Annotated in this window: 21 protein-coding genes and 1 tRNA gene; 16 read left to right on the top strand and 6 right to left on the bottom strand. The window is 63.8% G+C overall.

From position 1 onward, the window contains the following. Positions 1-15: 15 nt before the first annotated feature. Entirely contained in the window at positions 16-369 is a 354-nt protein-coding gene (gene cutA, locus WJS89_RS12185) for a divalent-cation tolerance protein CutA (protein ID WP_346341250.1), read from the bottom strand. After that, on the bottom strand, positions 366-1,391 hold the full coding sequence (locus WJS89_RS12180; protein ID WP_346341249.1) for a COX15/CtaA family protein: 1,026 nt from the start codon (positions 1,389-1,391) through the stop codon (positions 366-368). The genes cutA and WJS89_RS12180 overlap by 4 nt, the downstream gene beginning before the upstream one ends. A gap of 126 nt (positions 1,392-1,517) precedes the next feature. On the opposite strand from WJS89_RS12180, the gene WJS89_RS12175 reads away from it, so the two are divergent. From WJS89_RS12175 to WJS89_RS12110, 14 genes are all read left to right on the top strand, one after another. Then, positions 1,518-1,898, top strand: a complete 381-nt coding sequence (locus WJS89_RS12175; protein WP_346341248.1) for a MerC domain-containing protein — start codon at positions 1,518-1,520, stop codon at positions 1,896-1,898. A gap of 54 nt (positions 1,899-1,952) precedes the next feature. Then, positions 1,953-2,417, top strand: a complete 465-nt coding sequence (locus tag WJS89_RS12170; RefSeq protein ID WP_346341247.1) for a Fur family transcriptional regulator — start codon at positions 1,953-1,955, stop codon at positions 2,415-2,417. Between the two features lie 56 nt (positions 2,418-2,473). Then, positions 2,474-4,399: a 1-deoxy-D-xylulose-5-phosphate synthase gene (gene dxs, locus WJS89_RS12165; protein WP_346341246.1), complete on the top strand. Its 1,926-nt coding sequence runs from the start codon at positions 2,474-2,476 to the stop codon at positions 4,397-4,399. 8 nt (positions 4,400-4,407) lie between these two features. Continuing rightward, the gene (locus WJS89_RS12160) at positions 4,408-5,097 is read left to right on the top strand and encodes a helix-turn-helix transcriptional regulator (RefSeq protein WP_346341245.1); all 690 of its coding nucleotides are present in this window, start codon (positions 4,408-4,410) and stop codon (positions 5,095-5,097) included. Between the two features lie 83 nt (positions 5,098-5,180). Further along, positions 5,181-5,552, top strand: coding sequence for a diacylglycerol kinase (locus WJS89_RS12155; RefSeq protein ID WP_346341244.1), 372 nt, complete (start codon positions 5,181-5,183; stop codon positions 5,550-5,552). A gap of 10 nt (positions 5,553-5,562) precedes the next feature. After that, the gene (locus WJS89_RS12150) at positions 5,563-6,693 is read left to right on the top strand and encodes an endonuclease/exonuclease/phosphatase family protein (RefSeq protein WP_346341243.1); all 1,131 of its coding nucleotides are present in this window, start codon (positions 5,563-5,565) and stop codon (positions 6,691-6,693) included. Then, positions 6,677-7,423: a TlyA family RNA methyltransferase gene (locus WJS89_RS12145; RefSeq protein WP_346341242.1), complete on the top strand. Its 747-nt coding sequence runs from the start codon at positions 6,677-6,679 to the stop codon at positions 7,421-7,423. Before WJS89_RS12150 ends, WJS89_RS12145 begins: the two co-directional genes overlap by 17 nt. Next, on the top strand, positions 7,420-7,926 hold the full coding sequence (locus WJS89_RS12140; RefSeq protein ID WP_346341241.1) for a TspO/MBR family protein: 507 nt from the start codon (positions 7,420-7,422) through the stop codon (positions 7,924-7,926). The genes WJS89_RS12145 and WJS89_RS12140 overlap by 4 nt, the downstream gene beginning before the upstream one ends. A 14-nt stretch (positions 7,927-7,940) precedes the next feature. Then, positions 7,941-8,219 carry an accessory factor UbiK family protein gene (locus tag WJS89_RS12135; RefSeq protein WP_346341240.1) on the top strand — a complete coding sequence of 93 codons (279 nt, stop codon included), beginning with the start codon at positions 7,941-7,943 and terminating at the stop codon, positions 8,217-8,219. Positions 8,220-8,234: 15 nt separating this feature from the next. Continuing rightward, positions 8,235-8,732, top strand: coding sequence for a type III secretion system chaperone family protein (locus WJS89_RS12130; RefSeq protein WP_346341239.1), 498 nt, complete (start codon positions 8,235-8,237; stop codon positions 8,730-8,732). Then, positions 8,729-9,535: a pyrroline-5-carboxylate reductase family protein gene (locus WJS89_RS12125; RefSeq protein ID WP_346341238.1), complete on the top strand. Its 807-nt coding sequence runs from the start codon at positions 8,729-8,731 to the stop codon at positions 9,533-9,535. The genes WJS89_RS12130 and WJS89_RS12125 overlap by 4 nt, the downstream gene beginning before the upstream one ends. 51 nt (positions 9,536-9,586) lie before the next feature. Then, positions 9,587-10,474 carry a branched-chain amino acid aminotransferase gene (locus WJS89_RS12120; protein ID WP_346341237.1) on the top strand — a complete coding sequence of 296 codons (888 nt, stop codon included), beginning with the start codon at positions 9,587-9,589 and terminating at the stop codon, positions 10,472-10,474. Between the two features lie 109 nt (positions 10,475-10,583). Next, the gene (locus tag WJS89_RS12115; protein ID WP_346341236.1) at positions 10,584-12,953 is read left to right on the top strand and encodes a putative bifunctional diguanylate cyclase/phosphodiesterase; all 2,370 of its coding nucleotides are present in this window, start codon (positions 10,584-10,586) and stop codon (positions 12,951-12,953) included. A 64-nt stretch (positions 12,954-13,017) separates the two neighbouring features. Then, positions 13,018-13,092: transfer RNA gene (locus WJS89_RS12110), tRNA-Gln, on the top strand. Positions 13,093-13,115: 23 nt separating this feature from the next. On the opposite strand, the gene WJS89_RS12105 is transcribed toward WJS89_RS12110, so the two are convergent. Together WJS89_RS12105 and WJS89_RS12100 are read right to left on the bottom strand one after the other, a co-directional pair. Further along, positions 13,116-15,209, bottom strand: a complete 2,094-nt coding sequence (locus WJS89_RS12105; RefSeq protein WP_346341235.1) for a catalase — start codon at positions 15,207-15,209, stop codon at positions 13,116-13,118. A gap of 73 nt (positions 15,210-15,282) precedes the next feature. Then, complete coding sequence (locus tag WJS89_RS12100; RefSeq protein ID WP_346341234.1) at positions 15,283-15,546, bottom strand: hypothetical protein; 264 nt, start codon at positions 15,544-15,546, stop codon at positions 15,283-15,285. Between the two features lie 249 nt (positions 15,547-15,795). On the opposite strand from WJS89_RS12100, the gene WJS89_RS12095 reads away from it, so the two are divergent. Together WJS89_RS12095 and WJS89_RS12090 are read left to right on the top strand one after the other, a co-directional pair. After that, positions 15,796-16,242 carry a hypothetical protein gene (locus tag WJS89_RS12095; protein WP_346341233.1) on the top strand — a complete coding sequence of 149 codons (447 nt, stop codon included), beginning with the start codon at positions 15,796-15,798 and terminating at the stop codon, positions 16,240-16,242. A gap of 29 nt (positions 16,243-16,271) precedes the next feature. Continuing rightward, a complete protein-coding gene (locus WJS89_RS12090; RefSeq protein WP_346341232.1) occupies positions 16,272-17,354 on the top strand; it encodes an extracellular catalytic domain type 1 short-chain-length polyhydroxyalkanoate depolymerase in 1,083 nt (360 codons plus the stop codon). An 87-nt stretch (positions 17,355-17,441) separates the two neighbouring features. Here the strand turns inward: WJS89_RS12090 and WJS89_RS12085 are convergent, their stop codons facing one another. Further along, complete coding sequence (locus WJS89_RS12085; RefSeq protein ID WP_346341231.1) at positions 17,442-19,445, bottom strand: BCCT family transporter; 2,004 nt, start codon at positions 19,443-19,445, stop codon at positions 17,442-17,444. Next, a complete protein-coding gene (locus tag WJS89_RS12080; RefSeq protein WP_346341230.1) occupies positions 19,446-20,687 on the bottom strand; it encodes an MFS transporter in 1,242 nt (413 codons plus the stop codon). Between the last annotated feature and the right edge of the window lie 206 nt (positions 20,688-20,893).

Below are 20,893 nucleotides of genomic sequence, written 5' to 3'. Positions count from 1 at the left end.
TGCTGGCGGGTATCATCATACCATATTGCTGCCGACGTCGCCGCGCGGACCCGAATTGTCCGCCACCCATTGGGCATAATCGACGGGGGTCTTGGCGATCGGCCAGACGGTGATCGCGGGGTTGGAGAAGCCGTGGAGGTCGCGCACGCGGGCGATCAGGGCGTCGGCTGCGTCCATGCGAGTCTTGGCGATGATCGGGAATTCGGCGCCCGTCTCGATCTGGCCTTCCCAGCGGTAGATCGACTTGGCCTGCCCGAGGATGTTGACGCAGGCCGCGTGCCGCTCCTCGACCAGCGTACGCGCGATCTGCTGCGCTTCGCCCAGCGAGGAGCACATGATGAAGACGCTGCAAGGGGAGGGGTCGATCATGCCCGCCGTCCTAGCACATGCGCGCCCCAGGCGACACTGGTGACCAGCAGCGCGCCGTTCGCCTGATGCAGCACGGCGAGTACGATGTTCATGCCGCTCATCACGGTCGCGATGCCGAGCAGCATCTGGATGCCGAGGGTGGCGTGAATGGCGATGCTGGCGCGCCGGTCGCGCTTCTTCACGCGGGTCGCCATGAAGATGAGGACGCCCAGCGCCACGAAGGCAAACCAGCGGTGGATCCAGTGGATGAGGAAGGGATCGTGTGTGAAGGCGAACCAGGCGCCCCGCGCCCAGTCGACCGCGCCGGCGGGAAAGAGGCTGTCCGCCATCAGCGGCCATTCGGTGGTGATGTAGCCGGCGTTGAGCCCCGCGACCCATGCGCCCATCAGCAGTTGTACGAACACGGTGCCGATCCCGAGTAGCGCGACGCCGGTCATCCCGGCGGGTGTGCGGTTCCCGGCCTTCCATTGCCGTAGATCGAGCGCGGTCCAGACGAGGCCGGCGAGAATGAAGAGCGCGGTCAGGAGATGCGCCGACAGGCGGAAGTGCGAAACATCGGTGCGGTCGACGAGGCCCGATTGCACCATGTACCAGCCGAGTGCCCCCTGGCTCGCGCCCAGGGCCAGCAGCGCAAGCAGGCGCGGTTTGTAGCCCTGCGGAATCGCCCTGCGAATCCAGAACCATGCCAGCGGCAGCGCGAACGCGAGCCCGACGAGGCGCCCGAGGAAGCGGTGGAACCATTCCCAGAAATAGATGAACTTGAACTGCTCGAGACCCATGCCCGCGGGGCCGTTGATCTCGATATATTCGGGCGTCTGGCGATAGAGATCGAACTCGCTCTGCCATTGCGCCTCGTTGAGCGGCGGCATCGCGCCGGTGATGAGGTCCCAGCGCGTGATCGACAGGCCGCTCTCGGTCAGCCGCGTGATGCCGCCGACGACGACCATGGTGAAGACGAGCGCGGCGACCGCGAGCAGCCAATTGGCGATTGCGAGGGGTCGGGGAGAAGGGCGTGCAGTCATGGTGCGCGCTCCTATGCCGCCGCGCGGTGCATTAGGGAAGGGGAACCAAGGGCTTAACCGCCGACGAAATGCGCTCGGCGAAAAATCATGCAATGTGATATTGTATCTTCACCGCAAGCGGTCTATATGCGCCTCATCATGCTTTCCGCTTTCCGCAATTCGACGACCCTCGACCGTATGGGGATCATGCTGTCCACGCTGTGCCTCGTGCATTGCGTCGCGACCGCCGCGTTGGTGGCGATCGTGGCCAGCGCGGGCGGACTGCTCGGCGCCGAATGGATGCACGAAGCGGGGCTCGGACTGGCGATCATCCTCGGTGCCTTCGCCTTGGGTCGCGGCATTTCGGAGCATGGCTACATGATGCCCAGCGCAATCGGCGGCCTGGGCCTTGGCGTGATGGGCGGCGCCTTGGCTCTCCCGCATGGCGGATCGGAAATCTTCGCGACGATGCTAGGCGTCGGCATCCTCGCGCTCGGCCACCGCCTGAACGCGATGGCGCGCGATTAGCCACCCCCGTCGCGGCGCTTGTGAAGCGTCGCGCGAAAACCTATATCCCCGCCCATGGCGCAACATCACGACCACCATCATCACGAGGGCGACGACCTGCGGGCCGCAGCCGAGACGCGGATGAAGGAAGCGGGCGAGCAGTGGACGCAGATGCGCGCCTCGGTCTTCGACGTGCTCGCCACCTTCGACCAGCCGGCCAGCGCCTACGACATCGCCGAGAAAGTCGGCGAGGCGCGGGGCAAGCGCGTCGCCGCCAATAGCGTCTATCGCATTCTCGACCTGTTCGTATCGACCAACCTCGCGGCGCGGGTCGAGAGTGCCAATGCCTACATCGCCAATGAGCATCCTGGCTGCCTGCACGACTGCATCTTCCTCATCTGCGACGATTGCGGCAAGGCGACCCATGTCGACGACGATCGGCTGACTGGCGGCGTGCGCGACATGGCGGTCGGGGCGGGCTTCCAGCCAAAGCGTCCGGTTATCGAAGTGCGCGGCACCTGCGGGGACTGCGCCGACTAGAAGTCAGCGTGCGATCGGCTGATGACTCGCCGCATCCCCCTCGTTAGAGTGGCGACATGAACCAGCGCCCCGATACGCCTCTTCTGGATACCGTCCAGTATCCCGCCGACATCCGCAAGCTCGAGAAGAGCCAGCTCAAGCAGCTCGCCGACGAACTGCGCGCCGAAATGATCGACGCCGTCTCGCAGACCGGCGGCCATCTCGGCGCCGGGCTCGGCGTGGTCGAGCTGACGGTAGCGATCCACTATGTCTTCGACACGCCCAACGACCGGCTGATCTGGGACGTCGGACACCAATGTTATCCGCACAAGATCGTGACCGGTCGCCGCGACCGCATCCGCACCATCCGGCAGGGCGGGGGGCTTTCGGGCTTCACCAAGCGGAGCGAGAGCGAATATGATCCGTTCGGCGCCGCGCACAGCTCGACGAGCATCTCGGCGGGTGTCGGCTTCGCGGTTGCCAACAAGCTGGCGGGGCGCGAGGGGCGCGTCATCAGCGTGATCGGTGACGGGTCGATGAGCGCGGGCCTTGCCTACGAGGCGATGAACAATGCCGAGCAGGCGGGCAATCGCCTGATCGTCATCCTCAACGACAATGACATGTCGATTGCGCCGCCCGTCGGCGGCCTGTCGCATTATCTCGCGCGGCTCGTGTCGAGCGACACCTATTTGAAGACCCGCGACTTCGCGAAGCGGCTGTTCAAGCGCCTCGGCAAGGGCGCGACCAGTGCGGCCGAGAAGGCCGAGGAATATGCGCGCGGCATGGTCACGGGCGGTACGCTGTTCGAAGAACTGGGCTTCTATTATGTCGGTCCCGTCGACGGACATGACGTCGTGACTCTGGTCGAGATTCTCGAGAATGTGCGCGATGCCAAGGAAGGCCCGATCCTGATCCATGCGCGCACGGTCAAGGGCAAAGGTTATGAACCGGCCGAAAATGCCGCCGACAAATATCACGGCGTCGCCAAGTTCGACGTCGTCTCGGGCGAGCAGAAGAAGGGCGCGGGCGGCGGGCCGCCGAGCTACACCAAGGTGTTCGCCAACGCGCTGATCGCCGAGGCGGAAAAGGACGACAAGATCGTCGGCATCACCGCCGCGATGCCCGGCGGCACGGGGATGGACGATTTCGAGAAGGCCTTCCCCGACCGGATGTTCGACGTCGGCATCGCCGAGCAGCACGGTGTCTGCTTCGCCGCCGGTCTCGCCGCACAGGGACACAAGCCGTTCGTCGCCATCTACTCGACCTTCCTCCAGCGCGCCTACGACCAGGTCGTTCACGATGTCGCGATCCAGAATTTGCCCGTCCGTTTTGCGATGGACCGCGCGGGACTGGTCGGCGCCGACGGCTCGACCCATGCGGGGAGCTTCGATCTCGCCTACCTCTGCACGCTCCCCAACTTCGTCGTGATGGCGGCGAGCGACGAGGCCGAGCTCACCCACATGGTGCATACCATGGCGCAGTATGACGAAGGCCCCATTGCGGTGCGCTATCCGCGCGGCAACGGCACGGGAGTCGCCATCCCGGCGCCCCAGAAGCTGGAAATCGGCAAGGGTCGCATCGTCAAGGACGGCAAGACCGTCGCGCTGATGTGTCTCGGCACCCGCATGGATGAATGCAAGAAGGCGGCAGAGATGCTTGAGGCCAAGGGGCTCTCGGTGACGATCGCCGACATGCGCTTTGCCAAACCGCTCGATGAAGCGCTGATTCGTAACCTTTTCTCGCGCCACGAAGTCGCGGTGACGATCGAGGAAGCGGCGGTCGGCGGCTTCGGCGCGCATGTGCTGACGATGGCGTCGGACGAAGGCATCACCGACAGCGGCGTCAAGATCCGCACGATGCGCCTGCCCGATACGTTCCAGGACCAGGACGCGCCCGACAAGCAGTACCAGGAAGCCAAGCTCACCGCGCCCGACATCGTCGAGACCGTGCTGACCGCGCTTCGCCGCAACGATGTCGGGGTCGAAGAAGGCGCCCGCGCCTGAGCGAAAGCATGACGCAGAAGCTGCGATCGCTGACGCAACGAGAATATCGGCTGCTCAAACTCCTCGCAGGAGGTCACACGATCAAATCGGCGATCGCCGAAACGGGCGATACCGAATTTGCAGCGCAGGAAGTTCTTCGCTCGGCGCGAAAGAAGCTCGGCGTTTCCAGTAGCCGCGAAGCGGCGCGCCTGATCGCGGCCGACAGCGAGGCCTCACAGAAAAACTGTACCACCATTTCTGGCATTGAGAGTGCTGGTCCCCCTTCTCCATCTCGACGGTGGAAATATATGGGAGGACTTTTGATGATTGCCGCTTTGATTTTCACCGCTTTGCAACTCCAACCGGCTGTTCCCGGCGCCGGCGCCGGCCCCGTCGCGGCCAGCGGCCCAAAGGTCGTGTCGACCCTGCCTGCGCAAGATGCCGAGATCGAGGCGGGACCATTCATTTTGAGAGTCACGTTCGATCGGCCGATGATCGGGCGACTCCATTCAGTCTATTCGCCCGCTACGGATAGCAGCCCCGTGCGCTGCGAGGGTCCGCCCGAATTGTCGCAGGACCGCTTGAGCTTCAGCCAGTTCTGCATCGCGCAGGACGGCGAGGAGCACGTGGTCTGGTTTGGTCACGAAGACTTCGGCGAATTCCGGAGCGAAGACGGCCAATCGGCATCGCCGTACCGACTGGATTTTTCAGTTAAATAGAAAGATGGGCTTTTCAGCGCTTTCGTTAAGTCTCGCCGCTCCGTAACATCGCGCCTGTGAAGGGCGAGACGGAGGGGCGACGGTTGTCCAAAAGACGGTTCAGCGCGGTCGATCGCATCAAGGCGTTTCGTTTCGCCTTGAAGGGCGTGGCGACGCTGTGGCGCGAGGAGCCGACGACGCGTTTTCATGCGGTCACCTCGCTCGCCGCCGTCGCGCTCGGTTTCTGGGCGGGGCTGGAGCGGATCGAATGGGTGCTGGTGGTGACGTTCATCGGCTTCGCCTGGTTCGCCGAGGCGGTGAACACCGCGATCGAGCGGCTTGCCGATGCGGTCACGCTCGAACATCATCCGATGATCGGCAAGGCCAAGGACGTTGCGTCCGCTGCTGTCCTTATCAGCAATCTGACCGCACTCATCGGCGGCGCGATCATTTTCGTGCCGTACCTTTTGCGCTAGAAAGCCCGCCATGCCGCTCAACCCGCCCAAGCGACCCCATTATTCCGGCTGGCGCCGCTGGCTCGTCCATGCCTTGGGGCTCCTTGCCATTCTGCTGACGATCGCGGCTTTTCTGCCTGCGTGGCAGACAGACTATTGGTTCATTCGCGTCCTCGACTACCCGCGCATGCAATTGGGCTTCGCGGGCCTGTTCGTCGCGATCCTCTACGCCATTCTCACGCCGCACACGCGTCGGGGTCGCTCGCTGTTCGTCATTTCGACGCTGCTCGTGGCGACGGCTTGGCAATTCGTTCACGCGGCGCGCTTCCTGTTCTTCTATCCCGCCGAGGTTGCGAGCGCGAAGGATTGCACGCCCGACCAGCGCCTCTCGATGCTGGGTGCGAACGTTCTGATCGAGAACCAGGATTATGAGGCGATGCTTCGCACCGCGCGCGAGGCCGATGCCGACATCATCCTGCTGACCGAGAGCGACCAAGCGTGGGAAGATGCTATGCAGCCACTTCACGCCGACTATCCCTATCGCGTCGCGGTGTCGCTGGAGAACAGTTACGGCATGCACCTCTATTCGCGCCTGCCGATGACGGGCGAGGTCAAGTATCGGGTGCAGGACGACATTCCCTCGATCGACGCGCGCGTGACCCTGCGCGACGGGAGCGAGATCATCCTCTACGCCATCCATCCCGAGCCGCCGCGGCCTGGCGACGATACCGGTGAGCGCGATGCCGAACTGGTGCTGGTCGGTCGCGAGGCGCGCGACGAGGGGGGTGCCTCGATCATCCTCGGGGATCTCAACGACGTCGCCTGGTCGGAAACGACCAAATTGTTCGTGGAGGTTTCGGGCACCCGCGACCCCCGCGTCGGGCGGCGGCTGATGCCGACCTTCAACGCCAAATGGCCTGCGATGCGCTGGCCGCTCGATCACCTGTTCCTCACGCCGCATTGGGGCCTCGTCGACATGGAACGGCTCGACAAGATGGGCTCGGACCATTTTCCCGTCCGCTTCACTGCCTGTCTCATCGAGGATGCGGACAAGCGGCTGGTCGCCCCCGCCGCCGACGGCGAGACCGAGGCGAAGGCGAGCGAGCAGTTGCAGGAAGGACGCGAGGAAGAAGCGACCGAGGTCGATGGCAAGAAATATTAGGGCCGACGTGCTGCTGGTCGAGCGCGGGCTCGTGGAAAGCCGTTCGAAGGCGCAGGCGCTGATCCTCGCGGGCAATGTCTATTCGGGCGAGCGCAAGCTGGTGAAGGCGGGCGAACAAATGGCGCCCGACGCGGCGCTGGAGGTGCGCGGCAAGGAGCATCCGTGGGTCAGCCGCGGCGGCATGAAGCTCGACCACGGTCTCACCCATTTCGGTTTCGAGGTGACCGGTCTGGCCGCGCTCGACGTCGGCAGTTCGACGGGCGGTTTCACCGACGTGCTCCTGACGCGCGGCGCGGCGAAGGTCTTCGCGGTCGACGTCGGGACCAACCAGCTCGCCTGGAAACTACGGAGCGACGACCGGGTCGTCGTCCACGAGCAGACCAACGCGCGGCACCTCACCGCCGAGATCGTGACCGAAGCGCCGCAGGTCGTCGTGTGCGACGCGAGTTTCATCAGCCTCGCGAAGGTGCTCGATGCAGCGCTCGATCTCGCCGCCGATGGCGCGATGCTCGTCGCGCTCGTCAAGCCGCAGTTCGAAGCAGGGCGAGCGGAAGTCGGAAAGGGCGGTGTGGTCCGGGACCCCGCGGTGCACGAGCGCGTTTGCGAGGAAGCAGCGGCGTGGGTCGCCTCCAAGGGCTGGCGGGTGCTTGGAACCGAGACCAGCCCGATTACAGGCCCCGAGGGGAATGTCGAATTTCTGCTGGGGGCCATCAAGGAGCAAGAAGGATGAAGAGTATCGACTGGAAAGCGGTCGGCAAGCGCGCGATCTGGATCGTGCCGCTGATCGTGGTCGCGGGCAGCCTGTCGGGCTATTTCTTCCGTCCCGACAACTGGTACGAGGGCCTCGCCAAGCCCAGTTTCCAGCCCCCCGGCGCCGCGTTCGGCATCGTCTGGCCGATCCTCTACGCGCTGCAGGGCCTCGCCTTGTCGATCGTCCTCACCCAGCCGCCCAGCCGCACGCGACGCACCGCCATCATCCTTTTTGTCGTGCAACTTCTCCTCAATTTCGCGTGGAGTTACGTGTTCTTCGGTGCGCACGCGATCCATATCGCGCAATGGCACATCGTGGCCATTCTCGTTCTCGCCACGCTGGCGACGCGCCGCTTCTGGAGCCTCAAGCCCCTAGCGGGCGCGCTGATGCTGCCCTATCTTGCGTGGCTCATCTTCGCCTTCACGCTCAACCGGGCGATCGTGGCGCTCAATCCGGACGCGGCCCAGCCGCTGTTCGGCTAGAAGGAAACAGGACCATGCAATCGCAGAACAAATTCTTCGACGATCTTGCCAAGGTAGTGAACGGGGCAGCGGGCACCTTCGCCGGCATGGGCCGCGAGGCGGAGGCCAGCTTCAAGGAGCGGATGCGCGATCTCGTGGGCACCGACGACATGGTCAGCCGCGAGGAATTCGAGGCGGTCAGGGCGATGGCATTGAAGGCGCGCGAGGAGAACGAAGCCCTCAAGGCCCGCCTCGACGCGATGGAGGCGAGCGCCAAGTCCTCGCCGAAGAAAAGCGCGCCCAAGTCCAAATAGCGACAGCCGATCCCGATGACCGACCTTAGCGAAGATACGCCGGAAGGCGCGCCCATCGAGATGTTCGCGGCCTATTTCGACGCGCGCGGCTGGGCATCGGAACGCGTCGGCGAGGGCGAGGTCGTCGCCAGCGCGAGCGGTAGCTGGTCGCAATATGAATTGCGGGCGATCTGGCGTCCCGACGACCAGGTGCTCCAGTTCCTCGCCTTTCCCGACATCAAGGTCGTCGTCGACAAGCGCGCGCAGATCTACGAGGCGATGGGCCTCATCAACGAGCAGCTCTGGCTCGGTCATTTCGAATATTGGCCGGGGCCGGGTGTCATCGCCTTCCGTCACGCCATCCTGGTGGGCGGGGACGGGACGATTCCCTTCGAGGCAGCCGAAGGTGTGAGCGAGGCCGCGCTCGAGGAATGCGAACGCTTCTTCCCTGTCTTCCAGTTCGTGCTGTGGGGTGACAAGACTCCGGCCGAAGCCATCCAGGCCGCGCTGATCGACACGGCAGGCGAGGCGTGACCCTGTCCTTTCCCGCCAACAGCTGGTTCATCGGCTGCGGCAATATGGGCGGCGCGATGATCGCCGGGTGGCGCAAGGCCGGCGTCGATCTGTCGGGCCTGAGCATCTTCTCCCCGAGCGGTCGCACCGTTGATGGCGTGCGCGTTACGAGCGACTGGCCGACCCATCCGATGGCGCATTGCTGGCTCGGCCATAAACCCTATCAGGTGGATGAAGTGGCCGAGCGGTTGGGCGATACCGTCACGGACGAGACCGTCGTCATCTCCATCCTCGGCGGAGTCGAATGCGCCAGCCTGCGCCGCTTGTTCCCGCGCGCTCGGGCGATCGTGCGCGCCATGCCGAACCTGCCGGTGAGCGAAGGCGAGGGCGTCACCGGCCTCTACAGCGACGATATCGCTGACGTTCTCCGCGCCGATATCGACGGGCTCGTCTCCGCGCTCGGCCTCGCGCTATGGGGCAAGAAGGAAGCCGATCTCACCGCAATCAGCACGGTCGCAGGCTCCGGACCCTCCTATGTCGCGCGCTTCGCCACTGCGCTCGCCACGGAAGCGGAGCGGCTCGGCCTCGCGCCCGGCATCGCCATGAAAGCGGCGCTTCAGACGCTGGGCGGTACCGGCAACATGGCGCTGGCGTCGGGCGAGGCGATGGACTCGCTCGCCAGCCGCGTCGCCAGCCCCGGCGGATCGACCCAGGCAGGGCTCGACGTGCTCGATGGCGCGAACGGGATCGCCGACCTTGTCCACCGCACCATCGAAGCCGCGCGGCGGCGCACCGAGCAAATGGCGGCCGAAGCGCGCGGTTGACCGGCCCCGCCGCCTGCGCTTTACGCGACGGCGACAGGAGAAAATGACCCCATGGTACAAGCTTACGACGATCGCGACGGCTACATCTGGATGGATGGCGAGATGCGCGAATGGCGCTCGGCCAACGTCCACATCCTCACCCACGCGATGCATTATGCCTCGAGTGTCTTCGAGGGCCAGCGCGCCTACAATGGCACGATCTTCAAGCTGACGGAGCATTCGGAGCGCTTGCGCGCGTCGGCCAAGATGCTGGGCTTCGAGCTTCCCTGGAGCGTGGAGGAAATCAACAAGGCGTGCGAGGACGTGCTCGAGGCCAACGACCTGACCGACGCCTATGTCCGCCCCATCGCCTGGCGCGGATCCGAGCAGATGGGCGTCAGCGCACAGGCGACCAAACCGCACATGGCGGTGGCCGCGTGGAAATGGGGCAAATATTTCGATGAGGAAAAGGCCGAGAAGGGCATCCGGCTCGACATCGCGCCCTATCGCCGCCCTGCGCCGCATACCGCCCCCGTGCATGCCAAGGCGGCGGGCCTCTACATGATCTGCACGCTGTCCAAGCACCATGCCGAGGGGCGCGGTTATGACGATGCGTTGATGTTCGACTGGGAAGGGCGTGTCGCGGAAGCCACCGGAGCGAACGCCTTCTTCGTGCGCGACGGTGTCCTCTACACGCCCATCGCGGACATCTTCCTCAACGGCATCACGCGGCGCACCGTCATCGATCTTGCCAAACGCCGCGGCATCGAGGTGGTCGAGAAGCGCATCTGGCCAGAGGAGCTGGCGACGTTCGAGGAATTCTTCCTGACCGGCAGCGCAGCGGAAGTGACGTTCGTGCGCGAAGCGGGGCCCTGGTCCTTCTCTCCCGGAAAGATGTCGCGACAGCTGCGCCAGGACTATGACGATCTGGTCAACGGTCGCGAGGTCAATTCGCGTTGAAATTCAACGCGTTGAAGCCGTAACCGAATTTTGATAAAGACCCTTCTATAAAGCGTATTAATGCGCGTTTTAGCAGGGGTTTCTGCCGGTCATGAGGTCGGGCGAACAGATGGGTGGGGGTTCGCTCGAGGCGAAGACTGTCGGCGGTCAAGTCCCCGTCGGCCGGTCCGCCGCGTTCTCGCTCGGCGACCTGTTGTCCTTCGAAGGCGGGCGATCGGCCATCCTTCAGGCGGTCCATCGCCGCCAGATCCTGCAATTCATCAAAATGGGACCCACGACGGTTGCCGGCAATATGTCGGTCGCGATTCTGTCCGCCGCAATAATGTCGCCCTACGTGCCGCTAGCACCGCTGTTGCTGTGGTTGGCGGGCTGCCTGCTGCTTGGAGCATGGATGATCCGGCGCCATCGTCGCCTCCCGATCGATGATGACTACCGTTCAAGATTCCCCGCCACTTTCCTGAGCGCGACCGTCGGAACGGCGATCACCACGCTCCTGTGGCTCGTTCCCGCCATCTACTGGTTCCAGGACCTGCCACAGCTTCAGCAGCTCCTGATCGCGGGTCTCGGCGTCGTTCTCATCAGCGCGGGCGCCTTCCTTCTCGTATATGTCCCACCCGCATCGCTGACCTACGTCGCCATCCTTCTGGTGGGAGGGTTGGTGGTCGCGTTCCATCTGCAATCCTATTCGATCGGCGCTATGGTGCTTCTCTTTGGCGGGGTCGTCACCAGCGTGTCGATGGTGATCGCGCGCGAACTCTTCATCCAGACACGCAGCCAGATGGAGCTGGCGGAGATGGGCGAGCTCGTCGAACTACTACGCGAGCTCGATGCGCCCGGATCGGGAGGATTGTGGGAGCTCGACAGCGACCTGCGCTTCTCGAAAGTCTCCAAGCAGTTGGCGCAAACGATCGGCCGGACGCCGCAGGACATTCACGGCATGTCGGTGATGCGCTTCGTGGACCCCGACGGCCGCTACCAGCACATGTCGAGCGGCGTTCGGCAACTTTTTTCCCACTTCCGCAACAGCGAAGCCTTTCGCGACGTGGTGGTTCCCCAGGTCTTCACGGATCGCTGGTGGTCGATCTCGGGTCGTCCTCATTATAACGAGGACGGGTTGCTCACGGGCTGGAAGGGGGTAGCTTCCGACGTCACCGAAGCGCGCATCGCGAACGCCGACGCGCTGGGCGCTGCCCGCTCGGATCCCTTGACGGGAATCGCGAACCGGCTCCTGATCCGCGAGTTACTGGAGGAAGCGCTTCTCGGCGACGCGCGCGGGGAGGGGGGCTGCTCGCTGCTGCTCGTCGACCTCGACCGCTTCAAACTTGTCAACGACACGCTCGGCCATGCGATCGGCGATGAACTTCTGTGCGCGATCGCCGAGCGGCTTGAGACGGTCGTGGGCGAAGACGGACAGGTCGGACGGCTCGGCGGCGATGAGTTCGCGGTGATCTGGACCGGCGATCGCGACCGCTACTCGCTCTCGGGTCTGGCGGAACGGATCGTTTCGGAGATCTCGCGGACGGTCACCGTCGGTGCTGCGAACATCAACGTCGGTGCGACCGTGGGCATCGCGAGCAGTCCCGACGACGGCAAACGCGAGGACGAGCTGATGCGCTCGGCCGACCTCGCTCTCTACGGCGCCAAGCGCTCGGGCCGCGGCGGCTACGCCTTCTACGACCGATCGATGCTGCAGGCGGCAGAAGATCATCGCCTCCTCGAAAACGACGTGCGCGAGGCGCTCAAGAATAACGACATGCGGCTCGCCTATCAGCCGATCGTCGACTCGCAGTCGGGTAGGCTGGTCGGGCGAGAGGCGCTCCTTCGCTGGTATCATCCGACGCGTGGCCCGATCGCTCCCGATCGCTTCATCCCGATCATCGAGGATGCCGGTCTTATCAACCAGATCGGCGACTGGGTAATCAACGAGGCGTGCCAGGAAGCGGCGCGCTGGCCGGATGACGCGCGGATCGCGGTCAACATTTCGGCGGCCCAGTTGACCGGCGCCAGCCTTGCGAAAACCGTCGTCAACGCGCTCGCCCATTCGGGCCTCCATCCGCACCGCCTCGAACTCGAGGTGACCGAGACGGTGTTTCTCGGAGACGACCCCGACACGCTAGCCTCGATCGAGCGGTTGCGCGGACTTGGCGTCCGCATGGTGCTCGACGATTTCGGCAAGGGCTATTCCTCCTTCGGCTATCTCAGCCGCGCGCATTTCTCGAAGATCAAGATCGACCAGAGTTTCGTCACCGCCGCCGCGGCGGGCGACCAGCAGTGCGTCGCGATCGTCCATGCGATCCTCGCGCTGGCAGGCGGCCTCGGTATCGAGACCACTGCCGAAGGGGTGGAAACGCGCGCTCAGGCCGACATCATGCGCGACCTGGGCGTGGGAAGCCTGCAGGGCTATCTCTTCGGCCGCCCGGAAATCTTGGGCGAGAATGTCGTCGACATGTCGGCGCGCCGCCGCGACATCATCCTCTAGGCGACAGGCGGGAAGCGCCCCCTTTTCAACGCGCACCGAGGCGCTATAGAGGCGTCCGTCCTGCTGGGGTGTAGCCAAGCGGTAAGGCACCGGTTTTTGGTACCGGCATGCGCAGGTTCGAATCCTGCCACCCCAGCCATTTTTGCGTAGTGTCCAGCCGGGCTAGGCCTTCTTGACGGGGTCCCGGTCCCAATAGCGCAGCTTGCCGCAAGCCTTGATGAAGTCCTTCGCGTCTGCGGCCGCGCTCAGCTCGAAGAAACCATCGTCCATCTTGTCCGCGATGCCGACCGCTTCGAACAGTGGCTTTACCGCCGGCACGTGGGCGACGAACTTCGCGTGGGCGAAGGCATCGGACACGAAGTCCTGGCTCGGCTTGTCATCGGCCAGCGTCTTCGCCGCCGCTTCGCCCATCACGATTGCGACCGCATCGAACACCACCGAAGGGCCGCCGTCGATCTTCTCGTTCGCTTCGAGCATCTTGCCGTCTGAGAGCTTCGCGCCGCCGATGTGCGGGGCGACGATGCCGACCATTGCACCGGCAGCGTCGGCCGCGTCCTTGAGGCTCTTTACCACGGCGGCATCGGCACCTTCGGCAATGTAGATCCCGAGCTTGCGGCCCTTGAAGCTGTCGGGGCCGTTCTTGAGGATCGACAGGGCAGGGCTTTCCGGCAGATCGGTGATCGGCTCGCGCGCCAGCGGGACCTTGTCCGGCAGCTTGTCCATGCCCAGCCCGTCGCACACCATCTTCGCCAAATCGGCATCGATATGGCGCAGGTGTCCGACCATCCGCTCGCGGATCGACGGGCGGCCGACCTTGCTCAGTTCGAAGACGAGCGCGTCACCGAGGTGGCCCTGCTCGATCTCGGTCTGGCTGATGTAGAACTGGCGTGCCTGGCTGTAGTGATCGGCAAAGGTCTCCGAACGCACCCGCACCTTGGGGCTCTCGACCGGGGCTCGATGGCTGGTGAAGCCCTGCATCGGGCACCCGCGCGGGCCGCGATCTTCCTCGGCTCCGTCGCCATCGCCCCAGCTGTTGGGCTCGTAATTCACGCGCCCTTTGGGGTTGGTCATCGCCATGTGTCCGTCCTGCTGGTAATGGCGAACGGGTACCTTGGGCGCGTTGATAGGGATGTGCGTGAAGTTGGGTCCACCGAGGCGCTTGAGCTGCGTATCGAGATAGCTGAAGTTGCGGCCCTGCAGCAGCGGATCGTCCGAGAAATCGATGCCGGGCACGATATTCTGCGTGCAGAACGCCACCTGCTCCGTCTCGGCGAAGAAATTGTCGACATTGTTGTTCAGCGTCATCGTGCCGATGATGCGAACGGGCACCTGTTCCTCGGGGATGAGCTTGGTCGCGTCGAGGACGTCGAATTCGAATTTTTCCGCAAACTCTTCGTCGAAGACCTGTACGCCCAGATCCCATTGCGGGAAATCGCCGGAGTCGATCGCGTCCCACATGTCGCGGCGATGGAAATCAGGGTCCGCTCCGTTGATCTTCAGCGCCTCGTTCCAGACCACGGACTGCAGGCCTTGCTTGGGCTTCCAGTGGAACTTGACGAACTTGCTTTCGCCCGCCTCGTTGATGAAGCGGAAGGTGTGGATGCCGAAGCCTTCCATGAACCGCAGGCTGCGCGGAATGGTCCGGTCGGACATTTGCCACATCACCATGTGCATGGCCTCGGGTGAGAGCGATATGAAGTCCCAGAAATTGTCGTGCGCGCTTTGTGCCTGCGGAAAGCCGCGATCGGGCGCGGGCTTTACCGAGTGGATCAGGTCGGGAAACTTGATCGCATCCTGGATGAAGAACACCGGGATGTTGTTGCCCACGATGTCCCAGTTACCTTCTTCGGTGTAGAGCTTGACCGCGAAGCCGCGCACGTCGCGCGCTAAATCGGGCGAGCCCTTGTTGCCCGCCACGGTGGAGAAGCGCACGAAGCAGGGCGTCTTCTTGCCCTTCTCGCCCGCCAGCACCTTGGCGCGGGTGAGATCGGGGATCGGGTCGGTCAGCTCGAATTCGCCGTGGACGCCATAGCCGCGCGCGTGAACCACCCGCTCGGGTATCCGCTCATGGTCGAAGTGAAAAAGCTTCTCGCGCGCAATGTGATCTTCAAGCAGCTGCGGGCCGCGGGGACCGGCGGTCAGCCAGTTTTGGTCGTCAGCGACCGGTGCGCCCTGCGCCGTGGTCATTACGTCGTCGTCGCTCGTGGGCTTCTGGTGGTTCGCACCGCCATCGGAAAGTTCCAACTGCTTGGTCATGCGACAAATCCTTCGATAAAATTGCTGGACGAGGGGAGGGACGGCAACCGCCGCAATATCCTATGAAGTCTACCTAATTGTCCTGCTTGGCCGCTATGTTGACCGACCCATCAGCCAGTTCGCTGGCAAAATCGTCCGCACCGTAGATATCGTCGGCGATGGCATCGAGCCTGGTGGTGTCGTCGCGGTCCAAGGCGCCAGAATAGGCCTTCGCAGTGCCGAAGCCGATAATGCCGTCATGGCTCACGCGCTGGTATTGCGCGATCGCAGCCACGGCACGGACCTCGTCATTCGCTTCCTCGACGTAGTGATCAGACAGATTTTCGGGAGCGCCCATACCTATTTCTTCGAACGGAGTGGCCGCGTGCCGGGATGGCCACGCAGGCGACTAGAAGTCGATATAGAAGGAATCGGCGTTTCTCGATCGAACGCCCGAAACCGACGATACCGGCTGGTAGCTTGTTTTCCCAATGCCAGGCGGGTCAATTCGTTCCCGCGCACCCCCGAGAATGGTGTGGCCAAAATCCACATAAGTCCCCGAGGACAAGTTAAATATGCCAGCTCGGCCCTTGCGCCGGTCTACCTTATGCGCCATCTCTATACCATCCAAGAGGATGGCGAAGAGATGGTAACCAAAAATCGGCCCAAGATCGAGACCGAGAAGATCACCGTCAATCTGGGTTTCGTCGACCTCGGCTCGATAGACCTGCTGGTCCGCGAAAGCGCTTTCGCCAACCGCACCGACTTCATCCGGACCGCCATCCGAAACGAGCTTGCCCGGCACGAAGAAATCGCCCGCCAAGTGAAAGGGCGCGACACGCCGGTCCTAGGCATCCGCCATGTGACGCGTACCGATCTGGAAAAGGCCCGCGACGCGGGTGAAATGCTCGAGTTTCGCGTGCTCGGCCTGCTCAGCATCGCCTATGATGTGGACGCGAAACTCGCGCGCGAGACCATCGGTTCGCTGTCCATTCTTGGCGCTTTCCACGCAACTCCAGATGTCAAATCGGCCCTCGCCGACCGCCTTGCATGATTTCCATGCAGCCACCGAAGGTATTTCAGATGTCCAATTCCCTCACCGCAAGCATGTCGGGAGTCGTTGCCCAGACCCGTACGGGTCGGCTCCATGAGGCGACCGAGCTCATCCAGCGCAATCTGCGCGTCGGAAATGCTCGGTCTTCCTCGCGATATACCCCGCCCAAAGCGAGCGGCGATTTCAGCGCCTTGCCCGCTCCCGCAGCTACTCCGGCAGCCGGGTCCGGCAACACGGGAGAAACGCGGGCCAATCCTCGCGTCTCGCGCTTTGAGCGGCGCGTCTGCCGAAACGCCGCCGGCTCCCTCGAATATATGCTCTACAGGCCGGCCGGACTGACCCGGGCTGTCCCGCTTGTCGTCATGCTGCATGGCTGCACCCAGACGGCCGAGGATTTCGCGCGCGGGACGCGGATGAACGAGCTTGCGGACGAGCTTGGATTCATTGTGGCATATCCCGAGCAGCCCCAGTCGGCGAATATGCAGAAGTGCTGGAACTGGTTCCGGCCGGGCGACCAGGGCAAGGCCGCGGGCGAACCGGCGGTCATCGCTGCGATCACCCGCGAGATCATCGCGGCAGAAAGTATCGACCCTCAGCGCGTCTATGTCGCCGGACTTTCCGCAGGCGGAGCCGCCGCCGCGATCATGGCGAGCGCTTTTCCCGACCTGTATGCTGCAGCAGGTATCCACTCGGGCCTCGCCTGCGGATCGGCGAAGGATTTGCCGAGCGCCCTCGCGGCAATGCGCGGGAGCGGTGCGGTACGTCCGCGGCCCTCATCCCAGCCCTATGTTCCCCTCATCACCTTTCACGGGGATCGTGACAGCACCGTCCACCCGGTCAACAGTGATCGCATCCACGCAGCGTGGGATGCGGCTCCCGCGATGTCCGGACTTGATCGCACGGTTACTGAAGGATCCGCCCCGTCTGGCGGCTCCTATCGCAAGACGGCGATGCTCGCCGCCGACGGGCGCAGCATGTCGGAAAGCTGGTCGCTCGAAGGTGCCGGGCACGCGTGGTCCGGCGGATCGCCCGACGGGTCCTACACGTCACAGGAAGGTCCCAATGCATCGCGGGAAATGGTTCGGTTCTTCTTCCAGCACCGGTTGGGCTGAAAACCCGCATTTCATTCGCGCCCTCGGAGACGGGCGCTCGACGGCACAGAAGGCGTGGATCGAGAGCCCTAGGGGCCGCTCGGCCGTTCAAGCCTTGAAGCTCGGCAGGTTCTGCGTGGCGTGCCGGAAGTGGGCATATCGTGCGAGGAAGTCGTGAATGATCTGGTTGGCGGTCGTACCCGTCAGATCATGCTCTTCCGCATCTTCACTGGAGCGGCCGAGCACCCGATAGTAGCGATCTTTGGCGCCCTCGTGTTTGCTAGGATCGATCCACGCGAAGCTCGGCGTGCGGTAGCCGCGCACCCGGACCGTGTAGGCGAAGACGCCCCGCTCGCCATGGTCGATCGACAGCGCAACGGAATCGTCCTTTCGCGCGATCGATGACGAAAGCCCGCCCTCTTCGATTTGCTCGGCCACGTCCGAGAGTGCCGGGACGGCGACCTCATCGAGATAGGACAGCAGCTCGTCCTTTTCATGATGTTGAACGATCGAGCCCAGGCGTTTCTGCCAATTCGGTCCGCTTCCGCCCGCCGGTGGCGTTGCGGCCACGAAGCCCACATTCGAGCTGCGTCCTTCCATCTGCAGGGCGCGCAGGAGGCCAAAGCAGATGAACATCATCACGAATGCGAAGGGAAGCGCGCTGGTGATCGCGGCAGTTTGCAACGCCTGCAGCCCTCCCGCCACCAGCAGGACCGCAGCGATCGCGCCCGCACATACCGCCCAGAACACGCGCTGCCAGACCGGCGGGTTTTCCGCTCCGCCGGATGCGATCAAATCCATCACCAGGGCGCCGCTATCCGCCGACGTGATGAAGAAGGTGATGACGAGCAAAGTGGCGATGCCGGAGGCGATGGCCGAAAGCGGAAGTTGCGCCAGCACCTCGAACAAGGCGATGGGAAGGTCGTCCGCCACCGTGTCGGCGATGGGCGCCAGTCCGCTCATGTCGAGGGCGATCGCGGTATTGCCGAACACCGTCATCCACAAAAAGGTGAAGAGCACGGGGACCAGCAGCACGCCGCCGACAAATTGACGGATCGTTCGACCGCGTGAAATGCGCGCGATGAACATGCCCACAAAAGGCGACCAGGCGATCCACCAGCCCCAGTAGAACAGGGTCCAGTCGCCGAGCCACGGATTGGGCTCGTAGGCATACATGCGGAAGGTGCGCGGAATGACCTCGCCGAGATACATGCCGATGTTCTGCACGAAGGCCTGGAGAAAGAAGACCGTCGACCCGGCAAGAAGCACGAAGACGAGCAACAGCCCCGCCAGGATGATGTTGAGTTCCGACAATCGCTTCACCCCACGATCGAGCCCCATCACCACCGACAGCGTCGCCAATCCCGTAATCACTGCGATGAGGACGATCTGGACCCCGGCATTCACGGGTAGGTCGAACAGATAGGCAAAGCCCGAATTCACCTGCAGAACGCCGAGGCCGAGGGAGGTCGCGACCCCGAACATCGTCCCGAGCACCGCAAAGATATCGACCGCATGACCGATCGGCCCGTAGATCCTGTTCCCGATCAAGGGGTGGAGGGCGGAACGCACCGTCAGCGGGAGACCGCGTCGAAAAGTGAAGTAGGCGAGCGCCAGGCCGACGACGACATAGATCGCCCAGGCATGCAGTCCCCAATGGAAGAAGGTGAGTACCATGGCCCGGCGCGCGGCGTCGACAGTCTGTCCATCGCCCACCGGCGGCGTGGCGTAGTGCTGGATGGGCTCGGCAACGCCGAAAAAGATCAGTCCGATGCCCATGCCCGCGCTGAACAGCATCGCGAACCAGGAAAGATAGCTGTACTCGGGCTCGCTGTCGTCGGGTCCCAGCTTCACGTCGCCGTACCGGCTCACCATCAGAAAGACGGCGAAGATCAGGAAGCCGGCGACCGCGGTGATGTAGAACCATCCGAAATCGGCAACGATGCCCGCTTGCACACGATCGAACAATCGTCCGGCAAGATCGGGAGCGACCGCGCCGAACAGCGCAAACGCCAGGATGAGCGCGGCCGACACAAAAAAGACCGGCGGGTTGACCGCAATGCGCGGGCTTGCGCCCGCAGGTGCCGCTTCTTCCAGAACTGGATCGTCCACCTATTCCCCCTCTCGATCTTGGACGCCCTCGCATGATGGATCGAGCATCGCGGTAACGGGCGTGGTACGCGGAAGCGGCTGGTACGCGTTTTGATCCTCTTCCGGAACCGGATTTGCGACGAGGGTTCGCCACACGCCGAACGCGGCGGCAAGCCCGGCCCCGAGCGTGATCATCGCAAACAGGCCGTCCGAACCGACGAGCGCCATCGAAACAGAGCCCAGGAGGGGGCCGAAAACGGCGCCGACGGAATAGACCAGGACCAGCGCACCGGTAGCCCCCACCCGTTGCGGGGACGTCAGTCGATCATTGGCGTGCGCGACGCAGAGCGGATACAATGCGAACGCGGCCCCGCCGAACAAGGCGGCGACCAAGGTGCCGTTCCCCGCTGGGCCGATTGCCCATAGTCCTGCGGCAGTCGCCGTGGCCCCCGCGAACGTGGCGATGATGACGAGGCGCCGGTCGAACCGGTCGGACGCGCGGCCGAGCGGCCATTGCAGCGCGACCCCGCCCAGGATGGTTGCGGTCAAGAAACTCGCGGTCGCGGACACCGGTAGCCCCAAGTCGCGCGCATAAGCGGGAGCCAGACCGTAAAAGGCACCCAGCATGATGCCGGTCATCGCGACACCGACGGTGCCGAGGGGCGAATTCGAATAGAGTTCTCGAAGGGGCATCATGCCCGCGGGCGGAAGATCGGGGCCCGACATTCGCGTCAGGACGATCGGAAGAACGGCGAGCGAGACGAGAAGCGAGGCGAAGATGAAGGGAAGCGCGGGAGCATCGGCGCTCACGTTGAGTAACTGCTGGCCCAGGCCTTGGCCGAGGTAGAGCGCGATCATGTAGGCGGCGAGAACGCTACCGCGGGCGGCAGGATCTGCGCGTTCGTTGAGCCAGCTTTCGAGACACACATAGACGCCCGCGATGCAGAAGCCGTCGATCAGGCGCAGCGCCGTCCAGTACCCGGCTTGCTGCCAGAGAGCATAGGCTAGCGTGCTGGCCGAAAGGAGCGATACAAATGCAGCGAATGCACGGATATGACCGACCCGCTGGACCAGCCTCCCGGCGCGCATGGCACCGATGCACAGGCCGAGGAAGTACCCGGTCGCGACCAAGCCGATTTCCAACGACGACGCGCCGTCTGCCTGAAGCCTCACGCCGACCAGTGACGTCATGAATCCCGATCCGAGCATCAGGACCGCGATGCCGAGAAGAATGCTTCGTACAGGACCTATGGCAGTGAACATTTCGGGCCCTATGGCAGCGGAAGATGGCTACAAACAACCGTTTTTGATTTCCGCACCGGAGAGGGGCCGGAGTGCGATCATTCTGTAAAGTCGGACTCTCCGGGATAGGACGCCAATGCGATCAGCCGGGGGCCGAAAATCGATCGGCGGCTCCCGGTCGGCTTCTCCTCAGCGCTGTCGGTCCAATATCGGCCCCGGAACCGTCG

Origin of the sequence: Sphingomicrobium aquimarinum (assembly GCF_039655735.1) — a bacterium.
Taxonomy (GTDB): domain Bacteria; phylum Pseudomonadota; class Alphaproteobacteria; order Sphingomonadales; family Sphingomonadaceae; genus Sphingomicrobium; species Sphingomicrobium aquimarinum.
The sequence above is the reverse complement of the archived record's forward strand: the minus strand, read 5'-3'. Positions and strand labels throughout refer to the sequence as shown.